General features: G+C 42.8%; 17 protein-coding genes and 1 pseudogene. 7 read left to right on the forward strand and 11 right to left on the reverse strand.

What is annotated here, in order from left to right:
* Nucleotides 1-642 precede the first annotated feature (642 nt).
* The 3 genes from JMX93_RS01760 to JMX93_RS01770 form a co-directional block, all read right to left on the reverse strand.
* Complete coding sequence (locus tag JMX93_RS01760; protein WP_443215220.1) at nt 643-2,154, reverse strand: outer membrane protein transport protein; 1,512 nt, start codon at nt 2,152-2,154, stop codon at nt 643-645.
* Between the two features lie 405 nt (nt 2,155-2,559).
* Nucleotides 2,560-3,762, reverse strand: a complete 1,203-nt coding sequence (locus JMX93_RS01765) for an OmpP1/FadL family transporter (protein WP_443511171.1) — start codon at nt 3,760-3,762, stop codon at nt 2,560-2,562.
* Between the two features lie 377 nt (nt 3,763-4,139).
* Complete coding sequence (locus JMX93_RS01770; protein ID WP_045455183.1) at nt 4,140-4,412, reverse strand: SlyX family protein; 273 nt, start codon at nt 4,410-4,412, stop codon at nt 4,140-4,142.
* Nucleotides 4,413-4,652: 240 nt separating this feature from the next.
* Between JMX93_RS01770 and JMX93_RS01775 the strand changes: the two genes are divergently transcribed.
* From JMX93_RS01775 to JMX93_RS01800, 6 genes are all read left to right on the forward strand, one after another.
* Entirely contained in the window at nt 4,653-6,602 is a 1,950-nt protein-coding gene (locus JMX93_RS01775) for an ATP-binding cassette domain-containing protein (RefSeq protein WP_443511169.1), read from the forward strand.
* 474 nt (nt 6,603-7,076) lie between these two features.
* Nucleotides 7,077-7,661 (forward strand): ubiquinol-cytochrome c reductase iron-sulfur subunit, encoded by a 585-nt coding sequence (gene petA, locus JMX93_RS01780; protein WP_193012894.1) that lies wholly within the window; start codon nt 7,077-7,079, stop codon nt 7,659-7,661.
* Nucleotides 7,662-7,683: 22 nt separating this feature from the next.
* Nucleotides 7,684-8,889, forward strand: coding sequence for a cytochrome b (locus JMX93_RS01785; protein ID WP_193012905.1), 1,206 nt, complete (start codon nt 7,684-7,686; stop codon nt 8,887-8,889).
* The gene (locus JMX93_RS01790; RefSeq protein ID WP_193012895.1) at nt 8,889-9,605 is read left to right on the forward strand and encodes a cytochrome c1; all 717 of its coding nucleotides are present in this window, start codon (nt 8,889-8,891) and stop codon (nt 9,603-9,605) included. The genes JMX93_RS01785 and JMX93_RS01790 overlap by 1 nt, the downstream gene beginning before the upstream one ends.
* Nucleotides 9,606-9,819: 214 nt before the next feature.
* Nucleotides 9,820-10,434 carry a glutathione S-transferase N-terminal domain-containing protein gene (locus JMX93_RS01795; protein ID WP_193012896.1) on the forward strand — a complete coding sequence of 205 codons (615 nt, stop codon included), beginning with the start codon at nt 9,820-9,822 and terminating at the stop codon, nt 10,432-10,434.
* A gap of 158 nt (nt 10,435-10,592) precedes the next feature.
* Nucleotides 10,593-11,030, forward strand: a complete 438-nt coding sequence (locus JMX93_RS01800; protein WP_193012897.1) for a ClpXP protease specificity-enhancing factor — start codon at nt 10,593-10,595, stop codon at nt 11,028-11,030.
* A gap of 88 nt (nt 11,031-11,118) precedes the next feature.
* On the opposite strand, the gene dcd is transcribed toward JMX93_RS01800, so the two are convergent.
* From dcd to JMX93_RS01840, 8 genes and pseudogenes are all read right to left on the reverse strand, one after another.
* Nucleotides 11,119-11,694 (reverse strand): dCTP deaminase, encoded by a 576-nt coding sequence (dcd, locus tag JMX93_RS01805; protein WP_010199897.1) that lies wholly within the window; start codon nt 11,692-11,694, stop codon nt 11,119-11,121.
* 156 nt (nt 11,695-11,850) lie between these two features.
* Nucleotides 11,851-12,954: a DUF2804 domain-containing protein gene (locus tag JMX93_RS01810; RefSeq protein ID WP_499203661.1), complete on the reverse strand. Its 1,104-nt coding sequence runs from the start codon at nt 12,952-12,954 to the stop codon at nt 11,851-11,853.
* 13 nt (nt 12,955-12,967) lie between these two features.
* Nucleotides 12,968-13,405 carry a hypothetical protein gene (locus JMX93_RS01815; protein ID WP_499203662.1) on the reverse strand — a complete coding sequence of 146 codons (438 nt, stop codon included), beginning with the start codon at nt 13,403-13,405 and terminating at the stop codon, nt 12,968-12,970.
* An 82-nt stretch (nt 13,406-13,487) separates the two neighbouring features.
* Nucleotides 13,488-14,714, reverse strand: a complete 1,227-nt coding sequence (gene apbC / locus JMX93_RS01820) for an iron-sulfur cluster carrier protein ApbC (protein WP_499203663.1) — start codon at nt 14,712-14,714, stop codon at nt 13,488-13,490.
* A gap of 234 nt (nt 14,715-14,948) precedes the next feature.
* Nucleotides 14,949-15,934 (reverse strand): annotated as a pseudogene (locus JMX93_RS01825) (magnesium transporter); the annotation flags it as partial.
* 264 nt (nt 15,935-16,198) lie between these two features.
* Nucleotides 16,199-16,999, reverse strand: coding sequence for a 3-hydroxybutyrate dehydrogenase (locus tag JMX93_RS01830; protein ID WP_499203664.1), 801 nt, complete (start codon nt 16,997-16,999; stop codon nt 16,199-16,201).
* A gap of 126 nt (nt 17,000-17,125) precedes the next feature.
* Nucleotides 17,126-17,755 (reverse strand): CoA transferase subunit B, encoded by a 630-nt coding sequence (locus JMX93_RS01835; RefSeq protein ID WP_443215212.1) that lies wholly within the window; start codon nt 17,753-17,755, stop codon nt 17,126-17,128.
* Nucleotides 17,756-17,933: 178 nt separating this feature from the next.
* A complete protein-coding gene (locus tag JMX93_RS01840; protein WP_443556983.1) occupies nt 17,934-18,647 on the reverse strand; it encodes a CoA transferase subunit A in 714 nt (237 codons plus the stop codon).
* Between the two features lie 346 nt (nt 18,648-18,993).
* Between JMX93_RS01840 and JMX93_RS01845 the strand changes: the two genes are divergently transcribed.
* Nucleotides 18,994-20,409, forward strand: coding sequence for a GntP family permease (locus JMX93_RS01845; RefSeq protein ID WP_499203665.1), 1,416 nt, complete (start codon nt 18,994-18,996; stop codon nt 20,407-20,409).
* The last annotated feature ends 99 nt before the right edge of the window (nt 20,410-20,508 follow it).

The raw sequence follows: 20,508 nt of genomic DNA on the forward strand, positions 1-20,508 counted from the left end.
TAAATTATAATCATTCAATATACAGTTATATTTTTAAAAAACATGGTGGTGTATGAAAAAATATTCTGAGGTAATAAAGGAAGGCTCACAGCCTGAGGTAATTAAAATCCCAATAGATATCAGCTGTCTCGACTTTCCCAGTCTGAGCTTGAAGAAAAATGGTATAAAAAGCGATGGTAAGCAGAACTACTAATGTGCGGCTCATAAGTTAGAGATATTGCCGTTATGATGTCAATTAGCATCGGCAAAGTACTGAGCGCCATAGAGACATCGATGTTTAAGATTCTCCATAACAGGAAATACTATGAGTGCTTAGAGGTTGACGAATTTTGGGCTTAAGTAGTTCAAAAAAAGTCTAAATCCTGGCTCATCAATGCTTATTATCGTAATAATTCAATGAGATTGTGGCTTATATTTGAGGCAAATATCATTTCATTACGGGCAAGAAACCAATCACTGCCGTCTTAGATATCGTCTGAAAAAAGCTGTCAAATAATCCATTATTTTTCTAAAAATCTTTATGCACAATTTAAAGTCTTTGATGTAATGTTCTTTTATATCAATTTCTATTTCGAACACCCATAAAAAAGCGACCCATCACGGATCGCTTTTTTTATGTATTAATACTGCTAAATATGCGTATTATTTAATATCTTGGTAAGATAATTTCACACCAAAAATATATCCATCGTTATCTTGGAAATCACCAACTATCTGCTTAGTCGGTAACTGACCTTTTGCATCACCAAACCATAAGTATTTGCCGCCCGCTGATACTGCCCAGTTTTCTGTCACGTTATACTTTGCACCCAAACCAGCGCTGTAATAGCCTTCGATAGGACCTAACGAAGTGACAGGGTTGCCAGCACCACTATCCCAACCAACGGTACCGCTAATTGCAAGTGCTGGCGCAACACGCTTGGCAAGACCAAGCTCTACTTGCCATTGATCATCATCATATTCTACGAGTGCTAATCCATCAGGACCATAAGATCTTTTACTAACCTCATTATATAGTGGTGGCGTAATCTTAAAATCACCCCAAGGTACCCAGCGCACTTTTGCGGTTGCTAACGTCGTCGGGTTGATGCCCGTTTGAAAGTCAAAGTTTACGGATTTAGGAGTAGTAATTTCCATATTACTGGTGCGATTGGCTGCTGCTGGGTTACCCGCTAATAAACCTGCTAACGGATACGTTTCAGCGATCTTCATACTATGATCAATCTCTGAACGATAGGTCAACGCCGCTTTTAAAGCAATTTCAGGTTTGCTATATGATGCGCCTACTATATAACCATAGTCTTGATCTGGACTAACATGTGAGGTATAACCAGTGGCAGGTCCATATGCACTACCACGCAATTTGACATCAGCCTGAATCCGCTGAGCAACAGGGCCGCCGTAAACTTGGAACTCTTTATTGGCACCAAATTTGGCACCTAAAATAGCCGTGATACTTTCAGAACGCACTTCAACGTTCGTGCCTTCAGTATTAGCAAGCTGACCAGCAGCATAACCATTTAACCCTTCTAAAGGAGCTAGCTGTGCTTCACCGGCGGCAATTTGTGCTTTACCGGCATCAATTTGTGGACGTAAAACTGGTTCAAGAGCTGGATTTCCTGCAATGGCTGCTTCAGCTTGTCTAACTTGCTCTCTACCCGTCTCTAATTGTTGTTGAACCCCTGTAACGTATGTATCGAGACCTTCAGCGCTAGTAATTGTTTGCCCAGGAACTTTTCCGTTTAGTTGTGAGGCGATAAGCCCATCTATTGCTGCAGTTGGAGCGCCTGTAAAGTTACTATTTCCAGTGTAAGCTGCTGCTGCACCAAATGGCTCATCATATAAAATACCGACACTAAACGTATCGTTGACATCCGCTTTTACGCCATAACGGAAGAAATCGTAAGACTCAGCGATATCTCCAGTCTTATTGCCTTGAACATAACCTGCATCATCGGTAGCGACACGGCCATTATCATAACCACTAACGTCAGCATCAATATAAGTGTAGACGGCTTCAGCATAGGTGCCATCTTGGAGGAAGGCTGTGACATCTTGACCTGAACGGTCAAGACCAGCAGCGTTGGTTACGCTAGCTACAGAAAGTGTGGCAATTGCTACTGCAAGGGTTTTCAAATGAAAGGTAGTGCGCATTGTGTATCTCCAAACGTCCTCGTTGTTTAATCATTTTAATAATCTGTATGTGGCATTGCTGCGCACAACATTCTGACTATTAAAGCGGTGTCCTAAGGTGAATACTAATGCCTTTTTGACACTAAAACAACAATTAAAGCACTTTATTTCTCGAATATGACTGGACAGTACAAATAAGATACACGTACAAAATTGATATTTAATTTTTAGTTCTCATATTTTTTAGAATGCCCTCAGCATTTTTTAGATATAGCCGTCAAATACCTATCGATTATAACTTAGTGGTTCTAATATACTCTAAACCTTCCTTGCACATAAACACACTGACATAAAAAAGCGATCCTATCAGGATCGCTTTTTATTATCTAGGCTATGGATTTATAACTTAACGACTTGCACATCACATTAGTTTGCTTGATAAGACAGCTTCATGCCAAGTGCAAACCCATCGTTATCTTCAAAATTACTCACAACATTTTTATTCGGTATTTGACCTTCAGCATCACCAAACCACAGATACTTACCACCAGCAGACACAGCCCAGTTTTCTGTCACATTATACTTTGCACCCAAACCAGCACTGTAATAGCCTTCGATAGGACCTAATGATGTCACTGGATTACCAGCACCACTATCCCAACCGACAGTACCTGTTACTGCTAATACTGGAGTCAGGCGCTTAGCCAAACCTAGCTCAACTTGCCATTGATCTTCATCATAGCTTACCAATGCCAAGCCATCCGGTTTATATGCGGGATTTACAGCGCTTACTTCATTGTATAGTGATGGTACGATTGCAAAATCACTCCAAGGAACCCAACGAACCTTTGCCGTTGCTAGTGTCGTTGGATTAATACCTGTTTGAAAGTCAAAGTTCACTGATTCAGGAGTAGTAATATCAATAGTATTGCTTCTGCTTGTAGGCTTTCCAGCTTTTATAGCTAAAGGATAAGACTCAGCTGCATTAGTGGTATGATCAATCTCTGAACGATACGTTAGGGCTGCTTTCAATGCAATTTCGGGTTTGCTATAAGCAACGCCAGCTAACCAACCATAATCTTGGTCAGCACTAATATGTGTCGTGTAACCATTAGCAACTTCATAAGCAGTACCACGCAATTTCACATCAGCCTTTACACGCTGTGCCACTGGACCACCATAGACTTGAAAGCTCTTACTTTCGCCAAGTTTCGCACCGACGATACCAGTGATACTTTCAGTACGCACTTCCACGTTAGTGCCTTCGCCGTTTCTATCTGAAGCGGGGTTTTGGTCTACAAAGTCATTATTACCACTGTAATCCGCTGCTGCACCAAAAGGCTCATCATATAAAATACCGATGCTAAACGTGTCGTTAATATCTGCTTTTACGCCATAACGGAAAAAATCATAATACTCAGCGATATCACCAATCTTATTGCCTGACAAGTCTTTACCACTTACATCGGCATCGATATAAGTATAAACAGCTTCAGCGTATAGGCCATCTTGTAAGAATGCGGTGATATCTTGACCTGAACGATCAAGACCAGCAGCACTAGCAACGCTAGCAATAGAAAGAGCAGCAACAGCTACTGTTAGAGTTTTCAAATGAAAATTTGCGCGCATTATATATCTCCAAACGTCCGCATTGTTTTACTACTTTGCCTAGTATTAGTGGGCAAGCAGTATCCGAGGTGGAGGATAGTAAAGATTTTCGAACATTAAAACAACTGCAAAAACACATTATTTCCTCATTATGACTGAACAGTATCTGTATTTCATAACGCGGATATAATGGCTATAGATTTTCAATTATCTAGCTTTTGCCAATCTTAGGGCGTGTGCTCATTTTGAAAATGGTGATGAAAATGAGATAAATGGCAGCCAAATAAGAAAAATAGTGCAGATAATATCAGGATATTAACCAGCTATTTGACGTAGTTTAGCAAGATTTAACCATTTTTAGCCCATTTAGTCGCTTTCGTTCAGATTGAGGACACACCCTAATAATGAGGTGGTCTTTCTGCCATGACATCAAAAGGCGCAATGCCGCCTTCAGGATCCTGACTTTCAACTTGTTTATAAATCAGCTGCAACTGTCGTTGTAATGTCTGAATATCTTTATCTTGCCGCGCAATCACTTCATCGAGTCGCTCTACTGTCATCTCTAGATGCGCCATACTCATCTGTAAATCAATGACTTGTTGCGTTTGTAGGTCAGCATGCACAGCTAAAGCCTCGTTCTGAGCCTTATCTTGAGGATTAAATTGATTCATATTTTTCTCTGAAGTATCATAAATATAAGACTGGTAGAAGTCATTAATAGAATGGCTTGATGACCGATAAAAAGTAGTGATTGGACGACGATGCTCTTTATAAAATAGCAGCCGTTAATAAAACCATAAATAGTGCGGATAAAATTATTTACGCCCACTACAGTCACGTGATGGCATGTTATACTGCTCGCAATTTTGCAGCAACCCCTACCTCACTATTATATAAGCTTAAGATATTCTATGGCACTGATACATTTAAAAGATATCCACCTTGCTTTTGGCGTCGCTCCTGTTCTTGATGGCATTGATTTTGCTATTGAAGCAGGTGAACGTGTCTGTTTAATTGGCCGTAATGGCGAAGGCAAATCTACCTTGTTTAAGCTGATTAGCGGCACATTACAGCCTGATAGCGGCGAAGTCATTATCAACAGCAGCGTGCGCGTTGCGATGCTAGAGCAAGACGTTCCCGAAACCAGTGGACGTATTTTAGATATCGTCATGGGTGGTAGCCGCCGCACTGCTGAGCTGCTTATCAACTACAATGCCCAAACTGACTTATGTGCGAATGGTGATATGGATGCTTGCGAGCGGATGGCCGATTTGCAGCATGATATTGATGCGGTACACGGTTGGGATTTGGAACGTGAAGCAACCCGCCTGATCAAAACCATGGGGCTTGACCCAGAAGATGATTTGTCTTCATTATCAGGTGGTCGTAAGCGCCGTGTACTACTAGCACGTGCGTTGGTTACCAAACCCGATGTATTGCTTCTTGATGAACCAACCAACCATTTGGATGTTGATAGTATTGAATGGTTAGAGCGCTTTTTATTAGATTGGCAAGGTCTGACATTGTTGTTTGTCACCCATGATAGAGCATTCGTTAACAAATTATCGACTCGTATTATTGAGCTTGATCGTGGTCAATTGACCAGCTATGACGTAACCCAAGGCGAAGGTGGCTACGCACGCTATCAAGAGCTAAAAGAGTTACAGTTATTGGCTGAAGAAAAAAACAACGCCAACTTTGATAAAAAACTGGCGCAAGAAGAAGTTTGGATTCGCCAAGGTATCAAAGCCCGTCGTACCCGTAATGAAGGCCGCGTCCGCGAACTAAAAGCACTGCGTGAAGAGCGTAGCGATCGCCGTGAGCAAGTGGGTAATGTCAACATCACGATGGGTCAAGGCGAGAAAAGCGGTAAGCTCGTCTGTAAAGTTAAAAACTTACATCTTGAGTACGATGGCAATGTCTTGGTTGATGACTTTACCACCACTATCATGCGTGGCGATAAAATCGGTATTGTCGGACCTAATGGTGCGGGTAAAACCACCCTTATCAAAGCCCTACTCGATATGTCTGATGACGAAGTCACCAAGACTGGTAACGTCGAATTAGGCACCAACCTAAAAATCGCCTTTTTCGACCAGCTACGCGATCAGTTAGACCTTGAAGCCAGTGTGGCGCAAAACGTCTCAGAAGGCTCAGACTTTGTTGAAGTTGGTGGTCGCAAGACGCACATCATGAGCTATTTGCAAGACTTCTTATTTGCCCCAGAGCGCGCACGTACGCCTGTCAAAGCACTATCAGGTGGTGAACGTAACCGCGTACTACTTGCCAAGCAACTATTGAAGCCTGCCAATATTCTAGTACTCGATGAGCCAACCAACGATTTGGACATGGCGACACTTGAGCTACTAGAAGAGTCAGTAGCCAGCTTTGGTGGTACGATTTTGCTAATCAGCCATGACCGCTCATTTATGGACAATGTCGTTACCTCTACTTGGGTATTTGACCAAGATGAAGACGGTAAAGGTATCGTCAAAGAGTATGTCGGTGGTTATCAAGAATACTTGGTACAAAAAAACCGTGAGCAAGCCGCACAAGCTGCTAGATCTAATCATAGTGGTGCTGCAAACAGTAAGCCAGCTAATAAGTCGACGCAAGCTGTCACGGCTCAGCCTAATAAGGCCAATAAAAAGCTCAATTATAATGAACAGCGTGAATTGGATAACTTACCAAAAGAAATCGCGGCACTCGAAGCCGAACAAGCCCAGTTGCAAGAGAAACTGGCTGACGGCTCTTGGTTCAATACCGATTTTGACGCCGCAACCGCTGCCAGTGAGCGTCTATTGACGATTGAAGATGAGATGATGAGCAAGCTTGAGCGTTGGAGTGCGCTTGAGAGCTAACGTTAGCGACTGAAGCGATGTCTTATAGAACTCCGAGTTTTATAAGACACGAAAGGTAATGAAATAATCACCGTTTTGTTCTTATAAAGCGGTGATTATTGGTTTACGACTACTTACACAGTAGTTAGGTACTGAAAGTTAGTGAACATTGCCTTAATTTCAAGTATCATTCGCTATTGCTGAAAATCCTTATTAATTATAAGGTCATCACGTTCACAATCCTTGTTAAAACAAAGTCGACGTTAAACATTGATAATCCAGCTATTTTGGCTTGGTTGTCACATTCAACCTTATAATATGTCCTATCGAGGTTGCTTTATTTTTAACGCAATAATTTATTTTATCACCGAAATAGCTTAGAATAGCAACAATTAGCAAAATTAGGCACAGCTAAAGTGGCTTGATATTGTATATTTTCTAAGCCACAAACCCAGTGTGGGATAATCCCATTTCATTCACCTGGAGGAAGTATTAATGAGCCAAGCCGAAGGCGTTAATGTACAACGCCGTAGAGTTCTTATTGCCTCAACTGCCGCAATTGGTGCAGCTGGGGTAGCTGCCGTGGCGACACCTTTTGTCCGTTCTTGGTACCCAAGCGCTAAAGCTGAGGCTGCAGGGGCTGCAGTGACCCAAGATATTGGTTCTATCGAAAATGGACAAATGATCGTTGTCAAATATCGTGGCAAACCTATTTATGTGGTTAAACGCACAGAAGACATGCTAGCGACTTTAGGGCCAGTAACACCTTTACTGTCTGACCCTGAATCTAATGCATCATTACAACCCGAATACTGTAAAAATCCAGAACGCTCTATCTCGCCAGAAATCTTGGTGGTAGAAGGCGTCTGTACACATTTAGGTTGTGCACCAAACTACCGTCCTGACGTTGGCGCGGCTGACTTGGGCGGTAATGATTGGTATGGCGGATTTTTCTGCCCATGCCACGGGTCTAAATATGACTTGGCGGGTCGCGTCTTTAGTGGCGTTCCTGCACCTCTTAACTTACCTATCCCAGATTACAACATGGATGGTACCATCTTGACGATTGGGGAGGCTTAATATGAGCATGGGTAAAAAGTTAATGCATTGGGTGGACGCACGCTTTCCAGCGACCGAAACCTATGAATATCATATGTCAAAATACTATGCACCAAAAAACTTTAACTTTTGGTACTTTTTTGGCGTGTTATCAATGGTGGTACTGGTTAACCAATTGGTAACAGGTATTTGGCTGACCATGATGTACAACCCAAGTGCCGAAGGGGCATTTGCGTCTGTTGAATACATCATGCGCGATGTCAAAGGGGGCTGGCTCATCCGTTATATGCACTCGACTGGCGCATCTGCGTTCTTTGTGGTCGTATATCTGCATATGTTCAGAGCACTGCTGTATGGTTCATATCAAAAACCACGTGAGCTTATTTGGCTCATCGGTATGGGTATTTACTTAGCATTGATGGCAGAAGGTTTCTTCGGTTACCTACTTCCTTGGGGCAACATGTCATTTTGGGGTGCACAGGTTATCTTGAACCTTCCTGCTGCGTTACCTGTGATTGGTGACGGGCTTGCAGAATGGGTACGTGGTGACTATATCATCTCAGGTATCACCCTAAACCGCTTCTTTGCTCTACACGTGGTTGCTATCCCATTAGTACTTGTGGGCTTAGTATTCATGCATATTGTAGCGCTACACCATGTGGGTTCAAACAACCCTGATGGTATTGATATCAAGAAGCTTAAAGACAAAAACGGTGTACCATTAGATGGTATTGAATTCCATCCGTACTACACGGTACACGATATGATTGGTATCGTGGTCTTCTTTATCTTGTTCTTTGCAGTGGTATTCTTCTTCCCAGAAGGCGGCGGTTTCTTCCTTGAGCCACCAAACTTTGAGACAGCGAACTCACTGAAAACACCAGCACACATTGCACCAGTATGGTATTACACGCCATTCTATGCCATTTTACGTGCGGTTCCTGACAAGCTAGGTGGTGTGATTGCGATGGGTGGTGCGATTGCCGTACTATTCTTGATACCATGGCTAGACAGATCGCCTGTGCGCTCTATACGTTATAAAGGTATTTTATCCAAGATTGCGCTAACTGTCTTTGCGATTAGCTTTGTAGTATTGGGCTACTTGGGTGCGACACCTGCGACGCCGACATCCACTATCATGGCACGTGTATTCACTATTCTATATTTCTTGTTCTTCTTACTAATGCCGTTCTACACTGCTATTGAGAAGTGTAAACAGCCACCAGAACGCGTTACCGGAGGTCACTAATGAACACGCTAATTAAATCCCTAGCGGGTCTAGGCTTAGGCGCGGCATTAACCTTGACGGCTGGTACTGCACTGGCAGCTGGTGGCGGTGGATGTGGTACATTCACCAATGCTGACGGTGTAGTAGAACACTTAGCTTGTAGTACTGCCCCTATTGATTTTACCAATAAGGGCTCGCTACAAAACGGTGCGAAGATCTTTATGAACTACTGCGCTGGGTGTCACTCAGCCAAGTATGTTCGTCACTCGCGCATTGCTAAAGATTTAGAGATACCACCTGAGCTGGTCGAAAAGTATTTGATGGTCACCACCGATCAAATCGGTGACCATATCACTGCTGAAATTGATCCTGAAATTCAAGCGTCTTGGTTTGGCGCAGCACCACCAGACCTATCACTTGAAACCAGATTACGTGGCGATGACTGGGTATACACTTACCTATTGTCATTTTATGAAGACCCAAGCCGTCCTTGGGGTGCCAATAATTTAGTACTTGCAAATGCTGCAATGCCTCATGTCTTGCATAATATGCAAGAAAAATTGAGCGCTGAAGAGTTTGAAAGTGAAGTGGGCGATTTGGTTAACTTTATGGCGTGGATGGCAGAACCTAACCGTCATGACCGTCAAGTGATTGGTTTCTTCGTGATTTTATTCTTATTAGTATTACTCATTCCAGTTTACTTGTTGAACAAAGAATTCTGGAAAGATGTAAAATAATTAAGTATTAAAAAATATATTGTCATCATAAAAAGGCACTACTTTGGTAGTGCCTTTTTTTATTCATCTTTTAGTAATTAAGCATTTAGTATCACTATCCTTGTTGAGAAAGCAGAGAAGTAAAGCGCTTATCATCAATGTTTACGTACGTTGCCTTGATAATCAAGGCAACTTTGTTTACGATGACAGGCTTTACTATTAACATTAGGCTTTCATGATTGATGCAAACGACATTCCAAGTAGTCAGCTGATTTTATACGCTGATGACGGCTACGACAGTCATGTGGTGCGCCTATTGCTTGAGGAAAAAAAGCTTGCCTATTATCTATCACGTTTGCACTCTGAGCGTCCTGAAGATTTGACTGAGCTTAATCCCTATCATACGTTGCCTGTTCTGCAACAACGTGAAATTGCACTGTATGAGATTAACGTTATCTTTGAGTATCTTGAAGAGCGTTATCACACCAATAAGCTACTGCCTGATACCCCGCAAGAGCGTGCCCAATTTCGCCAGCTGGCTTGGCGTATTCAGCACGATTGGCTGGTACTCGGTAAGCGTCTACTCATGCACCCTAATAGCTTTAATAAAGCACAAGCTGCTATTGCGAAAAAGCAATTAAGCGATTCTTTAATTACTTTGTCACCACTGTTTGCTCATAAGCCTTATTTTATGGCAGACGAGTTTGGGTGGTGTGATGTGCTGCTAGCGCCACTACTGTGGCGACTTGAAGAAATGGGAATCGAGCTACCACGCGCGATTAGTCGTCCCCTATTTGACTATCAACAGCGAGTCTTTGAGCGTACTAGCTTTCAAAAAAGTGTGCGTTAATTAGACAGCTGCAGACAGCTTGCTTACAATAGGAAGCAGTCTAATATAAGCGAATAAAACGAAAGCTAAGCAAATTTTATTGATGTTTTATCGGTAGTAAAACGCTGACAAAAGTATTTTTTAATCATTAAAGACCATTAAATATAGGAAGCCAACAGATGAGCGAAACCACCTCTATTACTCCAACACGTCCCTATATGGTGCGCGCGCTATATCAATGGATAGAAGACAACGCACTTACCCCTTATCTGATGGTTGATGCCACTGCCGAAAACGTACAGATTCCAAGGGAACACGTGCAAGATGGTCGTATCGTATTGAATATCGCTAGCCGTGCGACTGGTAATATGAGTATGGAAAATGATTATATTCATTTTAGCGCGCGTTTTGGCGGCGTGTCACAAGAGATTTGGGTACCACTGACGGCGGTGCTAGGTATTTATGCGAAAGAAAACTCGCAAGGGATGTTTTTTGACCCCAATGAATATGATAACTATCAACCTGAAGATGATGCGATAGCAAGCTCACAAAAAAGCCCTACTGCGATGCCTAAAGCCAAACGTGATAATAAAGCGGGTTTGAAAGTGTTGAAATAGTAAAATCGGACACATAAAAAAGCCAGTCGTATCAAATATGACTGGCTTTTTTTATTGTAAACATAAAAGGGTGACGATTTTAGAAAAATTAGGTTCTTGGCAATGTCACACCGCGTTGACCTTGATATTTACCGCCGCGATCTTTATAGCTGGTTTCACAAACATCATCAGCATCACTTTGGAAAAATAGCATTTGTGCTACCCCTTCGCCTGCATAAATACGCGCTGGTAGATTGGTGGTATTACTAAATTCTAAAGTAACATGTCCTTCCCACTCAGGCTCCAGCGGCGTCACGTTGACGATAATTCCGCAGCGCGCATACGTTGATTTACCAAGACAGATCGTCAATACGTCACGTGGAATACGGAAATATTCCATGGTGCGTGCTAGCGCAAATGAATTGGGCGGAATGATACATTCATCGCCGACGATATCGATAAAACTTTTTTCATCGAAGTTTTTAGGATCAACGACTACTGAATGAACATTGGTGAAAACTTTAAACTCAGGTGCACAGCGCACATCATAACCATAGCTTGACGTACCGTAGCTGACCAAACGCTCGCCTGCATCATTGAATCGTACTTGACCCGCTTCAAACGGCTCAATCATGCCATGTTCTTCGGCCATTTTACGAATCCAGCGGTCAGATTTGATAGACATTGTTGTTCCTTAGCAAATATTAAATGATGGTGATGGTCTGAATAGTATTTTGATAGCGACGATTATACGGAATTGATGGCCCGATTTATAGAGCAGTAGCGACTTTAAAATCAATACCTCTGATAACTTCCTCATCATCACTCTATATTTTACAGCCTACCATTTGGCAAAGTGATCTTCTGCTAAGCCCATTACTTTATCGATTTTAATAACTTCGTCTTTTAGACGAATCTCACCACTATAAAAGCCAAGCCATTGCTCAAAAATACTGGCAATCACACCAAAGTTATCCGTCTTCTTATAAACAGTCATCGGTGTAAAGTTTAAATCAATATCAACATTGCTCCAGCCTAGGTTTTGATGATAGACACGCCAAGTATTTTGCACGGCTGTATCCACGTCTTGAAGTATAAATAGCACTGGTGGTAAATAATAAATCTGCCCATCTAGCCAGCACGCATTTTCGCTGACCCCTGTTTCATTGACACCCATCGACAAGTTCAACGTAAAATGACGACCATCGGGTAAATAGCTGTTGATACAGGTCCAAAACCAATTGGTCTTGTGACGCATATAGCCGAGCGTCCAATCTAGATTGGCTATAGTCGTTTCGGAAAAGTGGATTTGTTTGGCTTGAGCATCCACGTTAAATTTTGAATTGGCTTTAATTAGCAAATGACCAGATAGGGCTATTAACGGCTCTTTTTGGGTGAACGTCCAGCCTCGTCTACCCGTCGGCGTACAGATAGCAAGTGGCTGCGACTGCCGCGCCAATGTTGCATATACTGCAAGAGACTGACTGTCCAGTATTACCTCAACTTGTAAAGGCGTAAAAACCAAGTTTACGGTGAGCTTGGGATGAGTAAATAGCATCTGACCTTGATAGCAGCTACCTTCTAAACTCGTTTGTCGAGTCAACGGCTGCAAAGCTTCACAAACCTCTAACTCATCCGTCGCATCGTTATAAACATAAATGAAGGCGCTGCTTGCCAATTTAATTGTTGCCAATGCCAGACAAATCCGATGAGGCGGCTGGATAATTTGAATAAAGCAGAATTGATTGGCTTTTAAATCTTTGCGCCAGTTTGGCAGCGCCTTTTGCGAAATCAGATGACTGTAGTAGTCCAAATAGTTGATATTTTTTACTTGTGCAAAAACACCAAAAACAGGCTGAGCATTTTTAATAAGCTCATTGAGAACAACTGGCTTCATGCTGGTGGATAGGTACTGCTGATCTTGCTCGTTGCTATTTTGATTCATGATTGAGGCCATCCTAGCCAAACTTTTCTAAAGGTACTATTTTTCCTTGATAACTCACGGCAGTATGTACAGTTTTTCTTTTTGCCTTCGCAGAACCCACAAAAAACGCTTCCGTTATCACCTTAACTTCAATGCTGGTCAATCCATCTGCCAGTGTTTCTGTCACATCGGTAGCGGCTATCGCGCTCATCCATAAAAAATGCCGAGGAAACTTAAGTAACAGGTCAGTTAACGCCTGTGAGAATTTGTTAAAGTCAGCAATCACCATTCGGCGATTGCTAAAGTCGGCGTTGACCTGATGGCGTTTACTACTCCCATCTTTATAGTAGCAAACGGCAATCACTTGATTGTTTGAGAGCTCAATCACGTATATCGGCGGGCGCAATAATTTCAAAAACATATACTGCGTGGGAATATCGTCTAAATGGCGTTGATAAATAGATAAGCTCACAATACTCCCTTTTTGAAAATCTAAGCCCTTCAATTTTATTTGCTTAGGCTATTTAACTATTACTAGAAGCAATTAAAAACTATTAAAAAATACGCTTATCATCGATAGGCTTGGCAAATTTATTAATATTGGCTTCGATATTTTTAGCAATACTGAGATAGTACGGCGCAAATTCATCATCCGCTAAGACGCTTGGCTCACCTTTATCCACTTGTGCACGAATTCCACTGGCAAGTGGCAGCTGCCCTAATAGCGGCACCCGATATTGTTCAGCGATTTTCTCTCCACCACCTGTGCCAAAGATAGCTTCGGTATGATTACAGTTACTACAGGTATGCAGCGCCATGTTTTCAACCACACCAAGTACTGGAATGTTGGTTTTATTAAACATCTCAATACCTTTTTGCGCATCAAGTAGTGCAACGTGCTGCGGCGTCGTAACAATCACGGCACCCGTCACTGGAATACGCTGCGCTAGTGTCAACTGAATATCTCCCGTACCTGGTGGCATATCAATCACTAAGTAATCCAGCTGCGGCCAATTGGTTTGGTTATACAACTGCATCAGCGCACCAGTGGCTTTTGGTCCACGCCACGCGACAGGCGTATTGTCACCATCGAGCAAGCTACCAATCGATAGCATCGCCATACCATGCGCATTGATAGGAACAAACTGCTCATTTTCCAGCTCAGGTTTGATATTATCGACGCCCAGCATCGTTGGCATACTAGGACCATAAATATCGGCATCCAGTACGCCAACACGGTTGCCTAGCTTTTGTAATGCCAAAGCAATGTTGACCGTGGTGGTGGATTTACCAACGCCACCTTTACCTGATGCTACGACGATAATATGGCGAATGCGTGGATGCGCGGCAAGTGACGCTTGTGTCGGCGCTGCTTTGGTAATCGGCGGTTCGGCATCAGCCGTCTTACTATCAGCTGTTTCTGACGACTGACTTTGACTATCCATTGCATTGGTGGTCTTGGGCATTGCCTTCGGTAAGCTTGATCCTGTCCCTTTCGCTGGTGCTGGCAAACGAACATTCATGTGAATAGTCTTGATACCATGCGGATGTAGCAGTTGCCCAAGCTCTTGTTGGATGATTTCAGGATTACTATTTACGGGTAGACGCAAGTCTAAGGTGAGCTGGTCACCATCGCGCTCAAGCCCCGTTACCATGGTGGCAATGCTGACAGTACCTACTTCGTAACCCAGCAGCACTTTGTCCACAGCACTATCGCGCTCTGCCCGCTGCTCTGGTGTTTCTGGTTTTTTGGTGGAGGTTTTCTTCATAAAGTTAAACATAGCGACCATTACTTCCTATACAAGTGGGTGGGCATGGCAAAAACTCAGTGAATACTGTCGTAAATAGCGTAAACAGTATAGCTCATGAGCATTTTAGCCAAACCTTTTATAGTGACAGTGTAGCTGAATTGCCCATATAAAAAAACCACAACGATAGTGGGATTAAGCTTTATAGAAGGTGGCCTATAAGGCTAATATCTATATAATGATTACTATCTTTTAAGCAGTTTTACTTTAACCTATAGACAAAAACTGTGAAGCAACAAACAAATAAATCAGCACACCTGACGCATCACAAACAGAAGTAATCAAAGGTGCACTGGCAGTGGCAGGATCAAAACCTAATTTATTAAGCACAAAAGGTAGGCTCATACCAATCATCACCACAGACATCATACTCAGTGCCAGCACTAACGATACCACGGCATCACCACGTACATAACCGATGATTGAGATAGCAACAGCCATCGTAGCCCCAAGCATCAACGCAACTAGCGCTTCTCGACCCAACAATGAAAACCAGTCGCGCATGACCACATCACCAGTCGCCAAAGCTCTCACCATCAAAGTCGCTGACTGCGAGCCAGCGTTACCGCCACTGTCGACTAATAAAGGTAAAAAGAACACCAATACCAACTTAGCTGCAATCACATCTTCAAAATTGGAAATACTTAACCCTGAGAGTAAATTACCAAATACTAAGAACACCAACCAAAACACCCGCTTACGGTATAACACTCGAATGCTGACGTCTTTTAATTTGCCTACCATGGTCGAGACACCGCCCGACTTATGGAAATCATCGGTAGCCTCATCACTGGCGACGTCCATCGCATCATCGTGGGTAACAATACCGACCAAAGCACCACTATCATCGGTAATCGGCAAGGCAATAGTCGCATAATCAGACGTCATCAACGCACCAGCAGTGCGCTCCTCATAGGCAGATAACTTACGAATATCTTCACGTTGTGCCTGTGCCAATGCTGGTAACAAAGCATCCCGCTGTCCTGACTTAGGTGCTTATATAAGTCGGTACGCTCATCTGCAGGCATCTCGCCTACTATCTTTGCTAGGTTTGCGCGCGGAAACTCATGTGCCATCGCGACCTGAATATCCCCCTCTAGGTAAGAAAATACCGTAGAACGATTTGGCAGCCGTTCCAATAGCTGCCAAGCAAGATTTGGCTCCATGAGTGCCAGAACATCAGCAATATCAATGGGTCGCTAGTCTTGGAATTGATTAACTGATTACTCAAACTTCTGCTGTTCGATCGCACAGTTTAACTTTGCTGCAAAATCTTTATTATTCATTATCTTTACTCTGTGCGACCCGAAACGGTATTCAAGCGCTCATAAAAAAGAGCCAATCTAATTGGCTCAAATTAATATAAAACCAGATGCTAATGGATTGGTCTTTTATTAGCAAGCCAATGATTCTTAAACCAATCAAACAGCCCGCAAACCCATTAATTCACCACTCAGTTAATTCATAAACCAACCATGACTGGCAACGATAGACTGACCTGTGAATACATTGCTCGGGAATGCTGCTAAAAATAATGCCAATTGGGCAATATCATCAACGGCCGTGAATTCTTTATCTACCGTATTCACCAGCATAATATCATTGACTACAGATTCTTCACTGATACCTTTTTCAGCAGCTTGTTGCGGGATTTGTTTTTCGACCAACGGCGTTTTGACAAACCCTGGGCAAATCACATGCGAGCGTACATTATGCTCAGCGCCTTCTTTTGCCAATACACGGCACAGCCCAAGTAGACCGTGTTTCGCCGTGACGTAAGGCGCCTTAAACATTGATGCCTCATGCGAATGTACTGAGCCCATATAGATAACCGTACCGCCCTTGTCATCCTTATACATGTGCTGTACCGCCGCTTTAGTGGTTAAAAATGCGCCATCTAAATGAATGGCGAGCATTTTTTTCCAATCATCAAACGCCATTTTGTTGATTGGGTCGATAATCTGAATACCAGCATTAGAGACCAAGATATCAATACTGCCAAAGGTATCAACAAGCTGCTGCACACCATTATTTACGGCATCTTCAGACGTTACATCCATGGCAATGGCAAGTGCACGCCCGCCTAGCGCTTCGATAGCATCGACCGTTTTCTGGGCGGCTGCAAGATTAATATCAGCAATACCAACCGCCGCGCCTGCCTTCGCATAAGTCTCAGCGATATTACGTCCGATACCACTGGCAGCGCCAGTGACTAATGCCACTTTGCCCGTCAAATCCTGTTGTAATTGGGTCGCCATATATTGTCCTTAATAATGGGTAATGATATGAAGTTATGAGGTAAACCAGTAAATAAGCCACTAAAATCTAGTGGCTATCAAATAAAGTATTACGCAGCCTTTACACTATCAGGTAATGTATCACAGCTATTGAGCAATGCTCACTGGCGTCTTTTCTTGTAGCTCATCAAAGCTAACGCCATCTGCCAGCTCAACCAGTTTCAATCCATTGTCCGTCACATCGAGTACGGCAAGCTCAGTAATAATACGATCAACCACCCCTTTACCTGTCAATGGCAGCTCGCAATTAGCAAGAATTTTTGGCTCACCGTGTTTGTTGACCTGCTCCATCAATACAATCACGCGCTGCACACCAGCGACTAGATCCATTGCGCCACCCATGCCTTTGACCATTTTTTTGGGAATCATCCAGTTGGCTAAATCGCCTTTTTCTGACACTTCCATCGCACCCAATATCGCCAGGTTGACATGACCACCGCGAATCATCGCAAATGACTCTGAACTACTAAAATAACTGGCGCCCGCCTCTGCGGTCACGGTCTGTTTACCAGCGTTGATCAAATCCGCATCGACGTTATCCGCCGTTGGAAACTCGCCAATACCTAATAGACCATTTTCTGACTGTAGCCAAACATCTACATCTTCAGGAATATAATTAGCAACTAAGGTGGGTAGCCCAATACCTAGGTTTACATAATAGCCATCTTCTAATTCTTTTGCGGCACGCTGTGCCATCTGCTCTCTTGTCCATGCCATGGTAACTTCCTTATTTTTATAACTACCCCAAAAAATATGATTAGCGGTGTCAAACTCGCTTCGTCTACTAAATATAGCACTTTCACTCGTTTGCCTTGCTACCCAAATTTTTAGGAATAGTATTACGATATTCTGTTATTAATTTAATATTTTAAAAATTTTTCTATAAAGCCTTTAATTAATTGCTTTCAACAGCTTTAGTCGTGGTTTTTTCAATACGCTTTTCAGGATTACTATTCAAGACGATACGCTGCACAAAAATACCCGGCAGATGCACTTCATCAGGATCAAAGGTGCCTGTCTCTACGATTTCTTCGACTTCAACGATGGTAATTTTTCCTGCCATGGCGCAATCTGGATTGAAGTTACGCGCAGTCTTGTTAAAGATTAAGTTACCCGCTTTGTCCGCTTTTTGCGCTTTTATTAATGACACATCAGCGCGCAATGAATGCTCAAGTATATAAGTGCGACCATCAAAATCACGCGTCTCTTTGCCTTCAGCGACCAGTGTGCCGACGCCAGTTGCGGTGTAGAAGGCAGGAATACCAGCACCACCTGAACGTAATTTTTCAGCCAAGGTACCTTGCGGCGTTAATTCAACTTCTAACTCGCCTGCCAAGTATTGACGCTCAAATTCTTTATTTTCACCCACATAGGATGAAATCATTTTTTTAATCTGCCGCGTTTGTAATAGTAATCCCAAACCAAAATCATCGACCCCAGCGTTATTACTGATGCAAGTTAACTCTTTAACACCACTATCACGCAATGCGGCGATTAACGCTTCAGGAATCCCGCACAGACCAAAACCACCGATAGCGAGTGTTTGTCCATCGCTGACGATACCTTTCAGTGCTTCTTCGGCACTGCTATATACTTTTGATTGACTCATGCTTATCTCCTTGCAAGTCTATTTTTTGTTATTAACTTCTATCATCAATGATTATGAGTAGGTAACATCACTCAATATTTCCATATTTATATTAATACAATTTCTATCGATATATCATAATTAAAAATCTTGTGCTAACTTAACATATTATTCTCGTAGCGAGAAGAGAATAACCGTAAGAACATACAAGCCAGCGCAGTAGCGGCATATATGGTAGGTCAATATCTTATTAAGACAGATTGATGTTTAATAACATATCAAATATTCCATATTTTGAGTGATTTTATTGACCAATATCAATACGTTCTGCATACTCGCTGCCTTAATTTTGCCAAGGAGGGCGATCATGTTTAGTACCTTTGCTATTGTCATTACTTTATTATTATTGATGTTTTTTGCTTATCGCGGTTATTCCGTGCTGATATTAGCACCGATTATGGCGACATTAGCAGTCTTACTGTCAGGTGATTTTTTAAGCACAATTCCTGCCTATACTGATGTTTTTATGGGGGCGCTAAGTGGATTTTTACTTAAGTTTTTCCCTATATTCTTGCTGGGTGCACTATTTGGGCGTTTGATGGCAGACTCTGGTGCGGCGACCGCAATTGCCAATACCGTCGTCGCAAAGCTCGGTGCTAGCAAAGCCATACTCGCGGTGATTTTGGTCTGTGCCATTTTGACCTACGGCGGCGTATCGTTGTTTGTTGTGGCCTTTGCCATTTATCCCATCGCCAAAGACTTGTTTAAGGCGGCTGATGTTCCAAAACGCTTGATTCCAGCAGCAATTGCTCTAGGGTCGTTTACGTTTACGATGACAGCATTGCCAGGTACGCCTGCCATTCAAAATGCCATTCCGATTCCTTACTATAATACCAATGTCTTTGCCGCGCCTATTTTGGGTATTATTGGCGGTACCATCATGTTCATCTGTGGTTGGTTGTGGCTACAGTCACGAGCCAGAAAAGCCAATGCCGCAGGTGAAGGCTATGGTCAGCATGACGAAGAAGATGTAGGAGGCGTTGGCGCAATCAAAAAAGAAAATGACACGCTCAGTACGCATCATACCTCATTTACTATTGCTATGATTCCGCTGATACTGGTCATTGGTTTAAATGCTGTATTAACTTACGCTGTCTTTCCATCAATGGATTTTAGCGGCTTGCAAACCCAATTTCCAGAGCTGAATATCGCAGGCTCACTGGGTTTATGGTCAATTATCATCTCGTTAGTCGTGGCTTGTATCGTTTTAATTGTGCTACGTATCGGTCATTGGAATAACCTACAAAAAACCATCAACCGTGGTACTTATGATTCGATGTTACCGATTTTTAACACCGCCTCAGAAGTAGGATACGGCGCGGTTATCGCCTCGCTGGCAGGCTTTCTTATCATTCGTGACAGCATTTTAAATCTAACACCTGATAATCCTTTAATTTCGGAAGCCGTCGCGATGACCACGTTAGCTGGTATTACTGGCTCATCGTCTGGTGGTTTAAGTATTGCCCTCTCGACGTTGGGTGCAGACTATTTAAGAATGGCGCTCGCAGCGGGTATTGACCCAGAACTCATGCACCGTGTTGCTGTGATGGCAGCGGGTGGTCTGGATACCTTGCCACACAGTGGTGCGGTCATCACGTTACTCGCGATTTGTGGTTTGACCCATAAACAGTCTTATCTAAACGTCGCCATGGTCACGATGGTGATTCCACTCATTGCTGTGGTCGCCGTTATCACTTTAGGGACGATGTTTGGCTCATTCTAGGAGGCATTAGAATTTGAATCATTTATCAGTATCGACTATGAATACCTAAGCGGATAACACGTAAATAAAAACCCACTCGGCAACTTGCTTAGTGGGTTT

The sequence above is a fragment of the Psychrobacter muriicola 2pS genome (assembly GCF_904846535.1).
GTDB classification, from domain to species: Bacteria; Pseudomonadota; Gammaproteobacteria; order Pseudomonadales; family Moraxellaceae; genus Psychrobacter; species Psychrobacter aquimaris.

Coding starts and splice junctions, on each gene's coding strand:
- petA (WP_193012894.1), top strand. CDS start 7,077: ATGAGCCAAGCCGAAGGCGTTAATGTACAACGCCGTAGAGTTCTTATT.
- JMX93_RS01830 (WP_499203664.1), bottom strand. CDS start 16,999: ATGGCGACCCAATTACAACAGGATTTGACGGGCAAAGTGGCATTAGTC.
- JMX93_RS01785 (WP_193012905.1), top strand. CDS start 7,684: ATGCATTGGGTGGACGCACGCTTTCCAGCGACCGAAACCTATGAATAT.
- apbC (WP_499203663.1), bottom strand. CDS start 14,714: ATGTTTAACTTTATGAAGAAAACCTCCACCAAAAAACCAGAAACACCA.
- JMX93_RS01810 (WP_499203661.1), bottom strand. CDS start 12,954: ATGAATCAAAATAGCAACGAGCAAGATCAGCAGTACCTATCCACCAGC.
- JMX93_RS01795 (WP_193012896.1), top strand. CDS start 9,820: ATGATTGATGCAAACGACATTCCAAGTAGTCAGCTGATTTTATACGCT.
- JMX93_RS01775 (WP_443511169.1), top strand. CDS start 4,653: ATGGCACTGATACATTTAAAAGATATCCACCTTGCTTTTGGCGTCGCT.
- JMX93_RS01835 (WP_443215212.1), bottom strand. CDS start 17,755: ATGGCATGGACAAGAGAGCAGATGGCACAGCGTGCCGCAAAAGAATTA.
- JMX93_RS01760 (WP_443215220.1), bottom strand. CDS start 2,154: ATGCGCACTACCTTTCATTTGAAAACCCTTGCAGTAGCAATTGCCACA.
- JMX93_RS01845 (WP_499203665.1), top strand. CDS start 18,994: ATGTTTAGTACCTTTGCTATTGTCATTACTTTATTATTATTGATGTTT.
- JMX93_RS01770 (WP_045455183.1), bottom strand. CDS start 4,412: ATGAATCAATTTAATCCTCAAGATAAGGCTCAGAACGAGGCTTTAGCT.
- JMX93_RS01765 (WP_443511171.1), bottom strand. CDS start 3,762: ATGCGCGCAAATTTTCATTTGAAAACTCTAACAGTAGCTGTTGCTGCT.
- JMX93_RS01800 (WP_193012897.1), top strand. CDS start 10,593: ATGAGCGAAACCACCTCTATTACTCCAACACGTCCCTATATGGTGCGC.
- JMX93_RS01790 (WP_193012895.1), top strand. CDS start 8,889: ATGAACACGCTAATTAAATCCCTAGCGGGTCTAGGCTTAGGCGCGGCA.
- dcd (WP_010199897.1), bottom strand. CDS start 11,694: ATGTCTATCAAATCTGACCGCTGGATTCGTAAAATGGCCGAAGAACAT.
- JMX93_RS01840 (WP_443556983.1), bottom strand. CDS start 18,647: ATGAGTCAATCAAAAGTATATAGCAGTGCCGAAGAAGCACTGAAAGGT.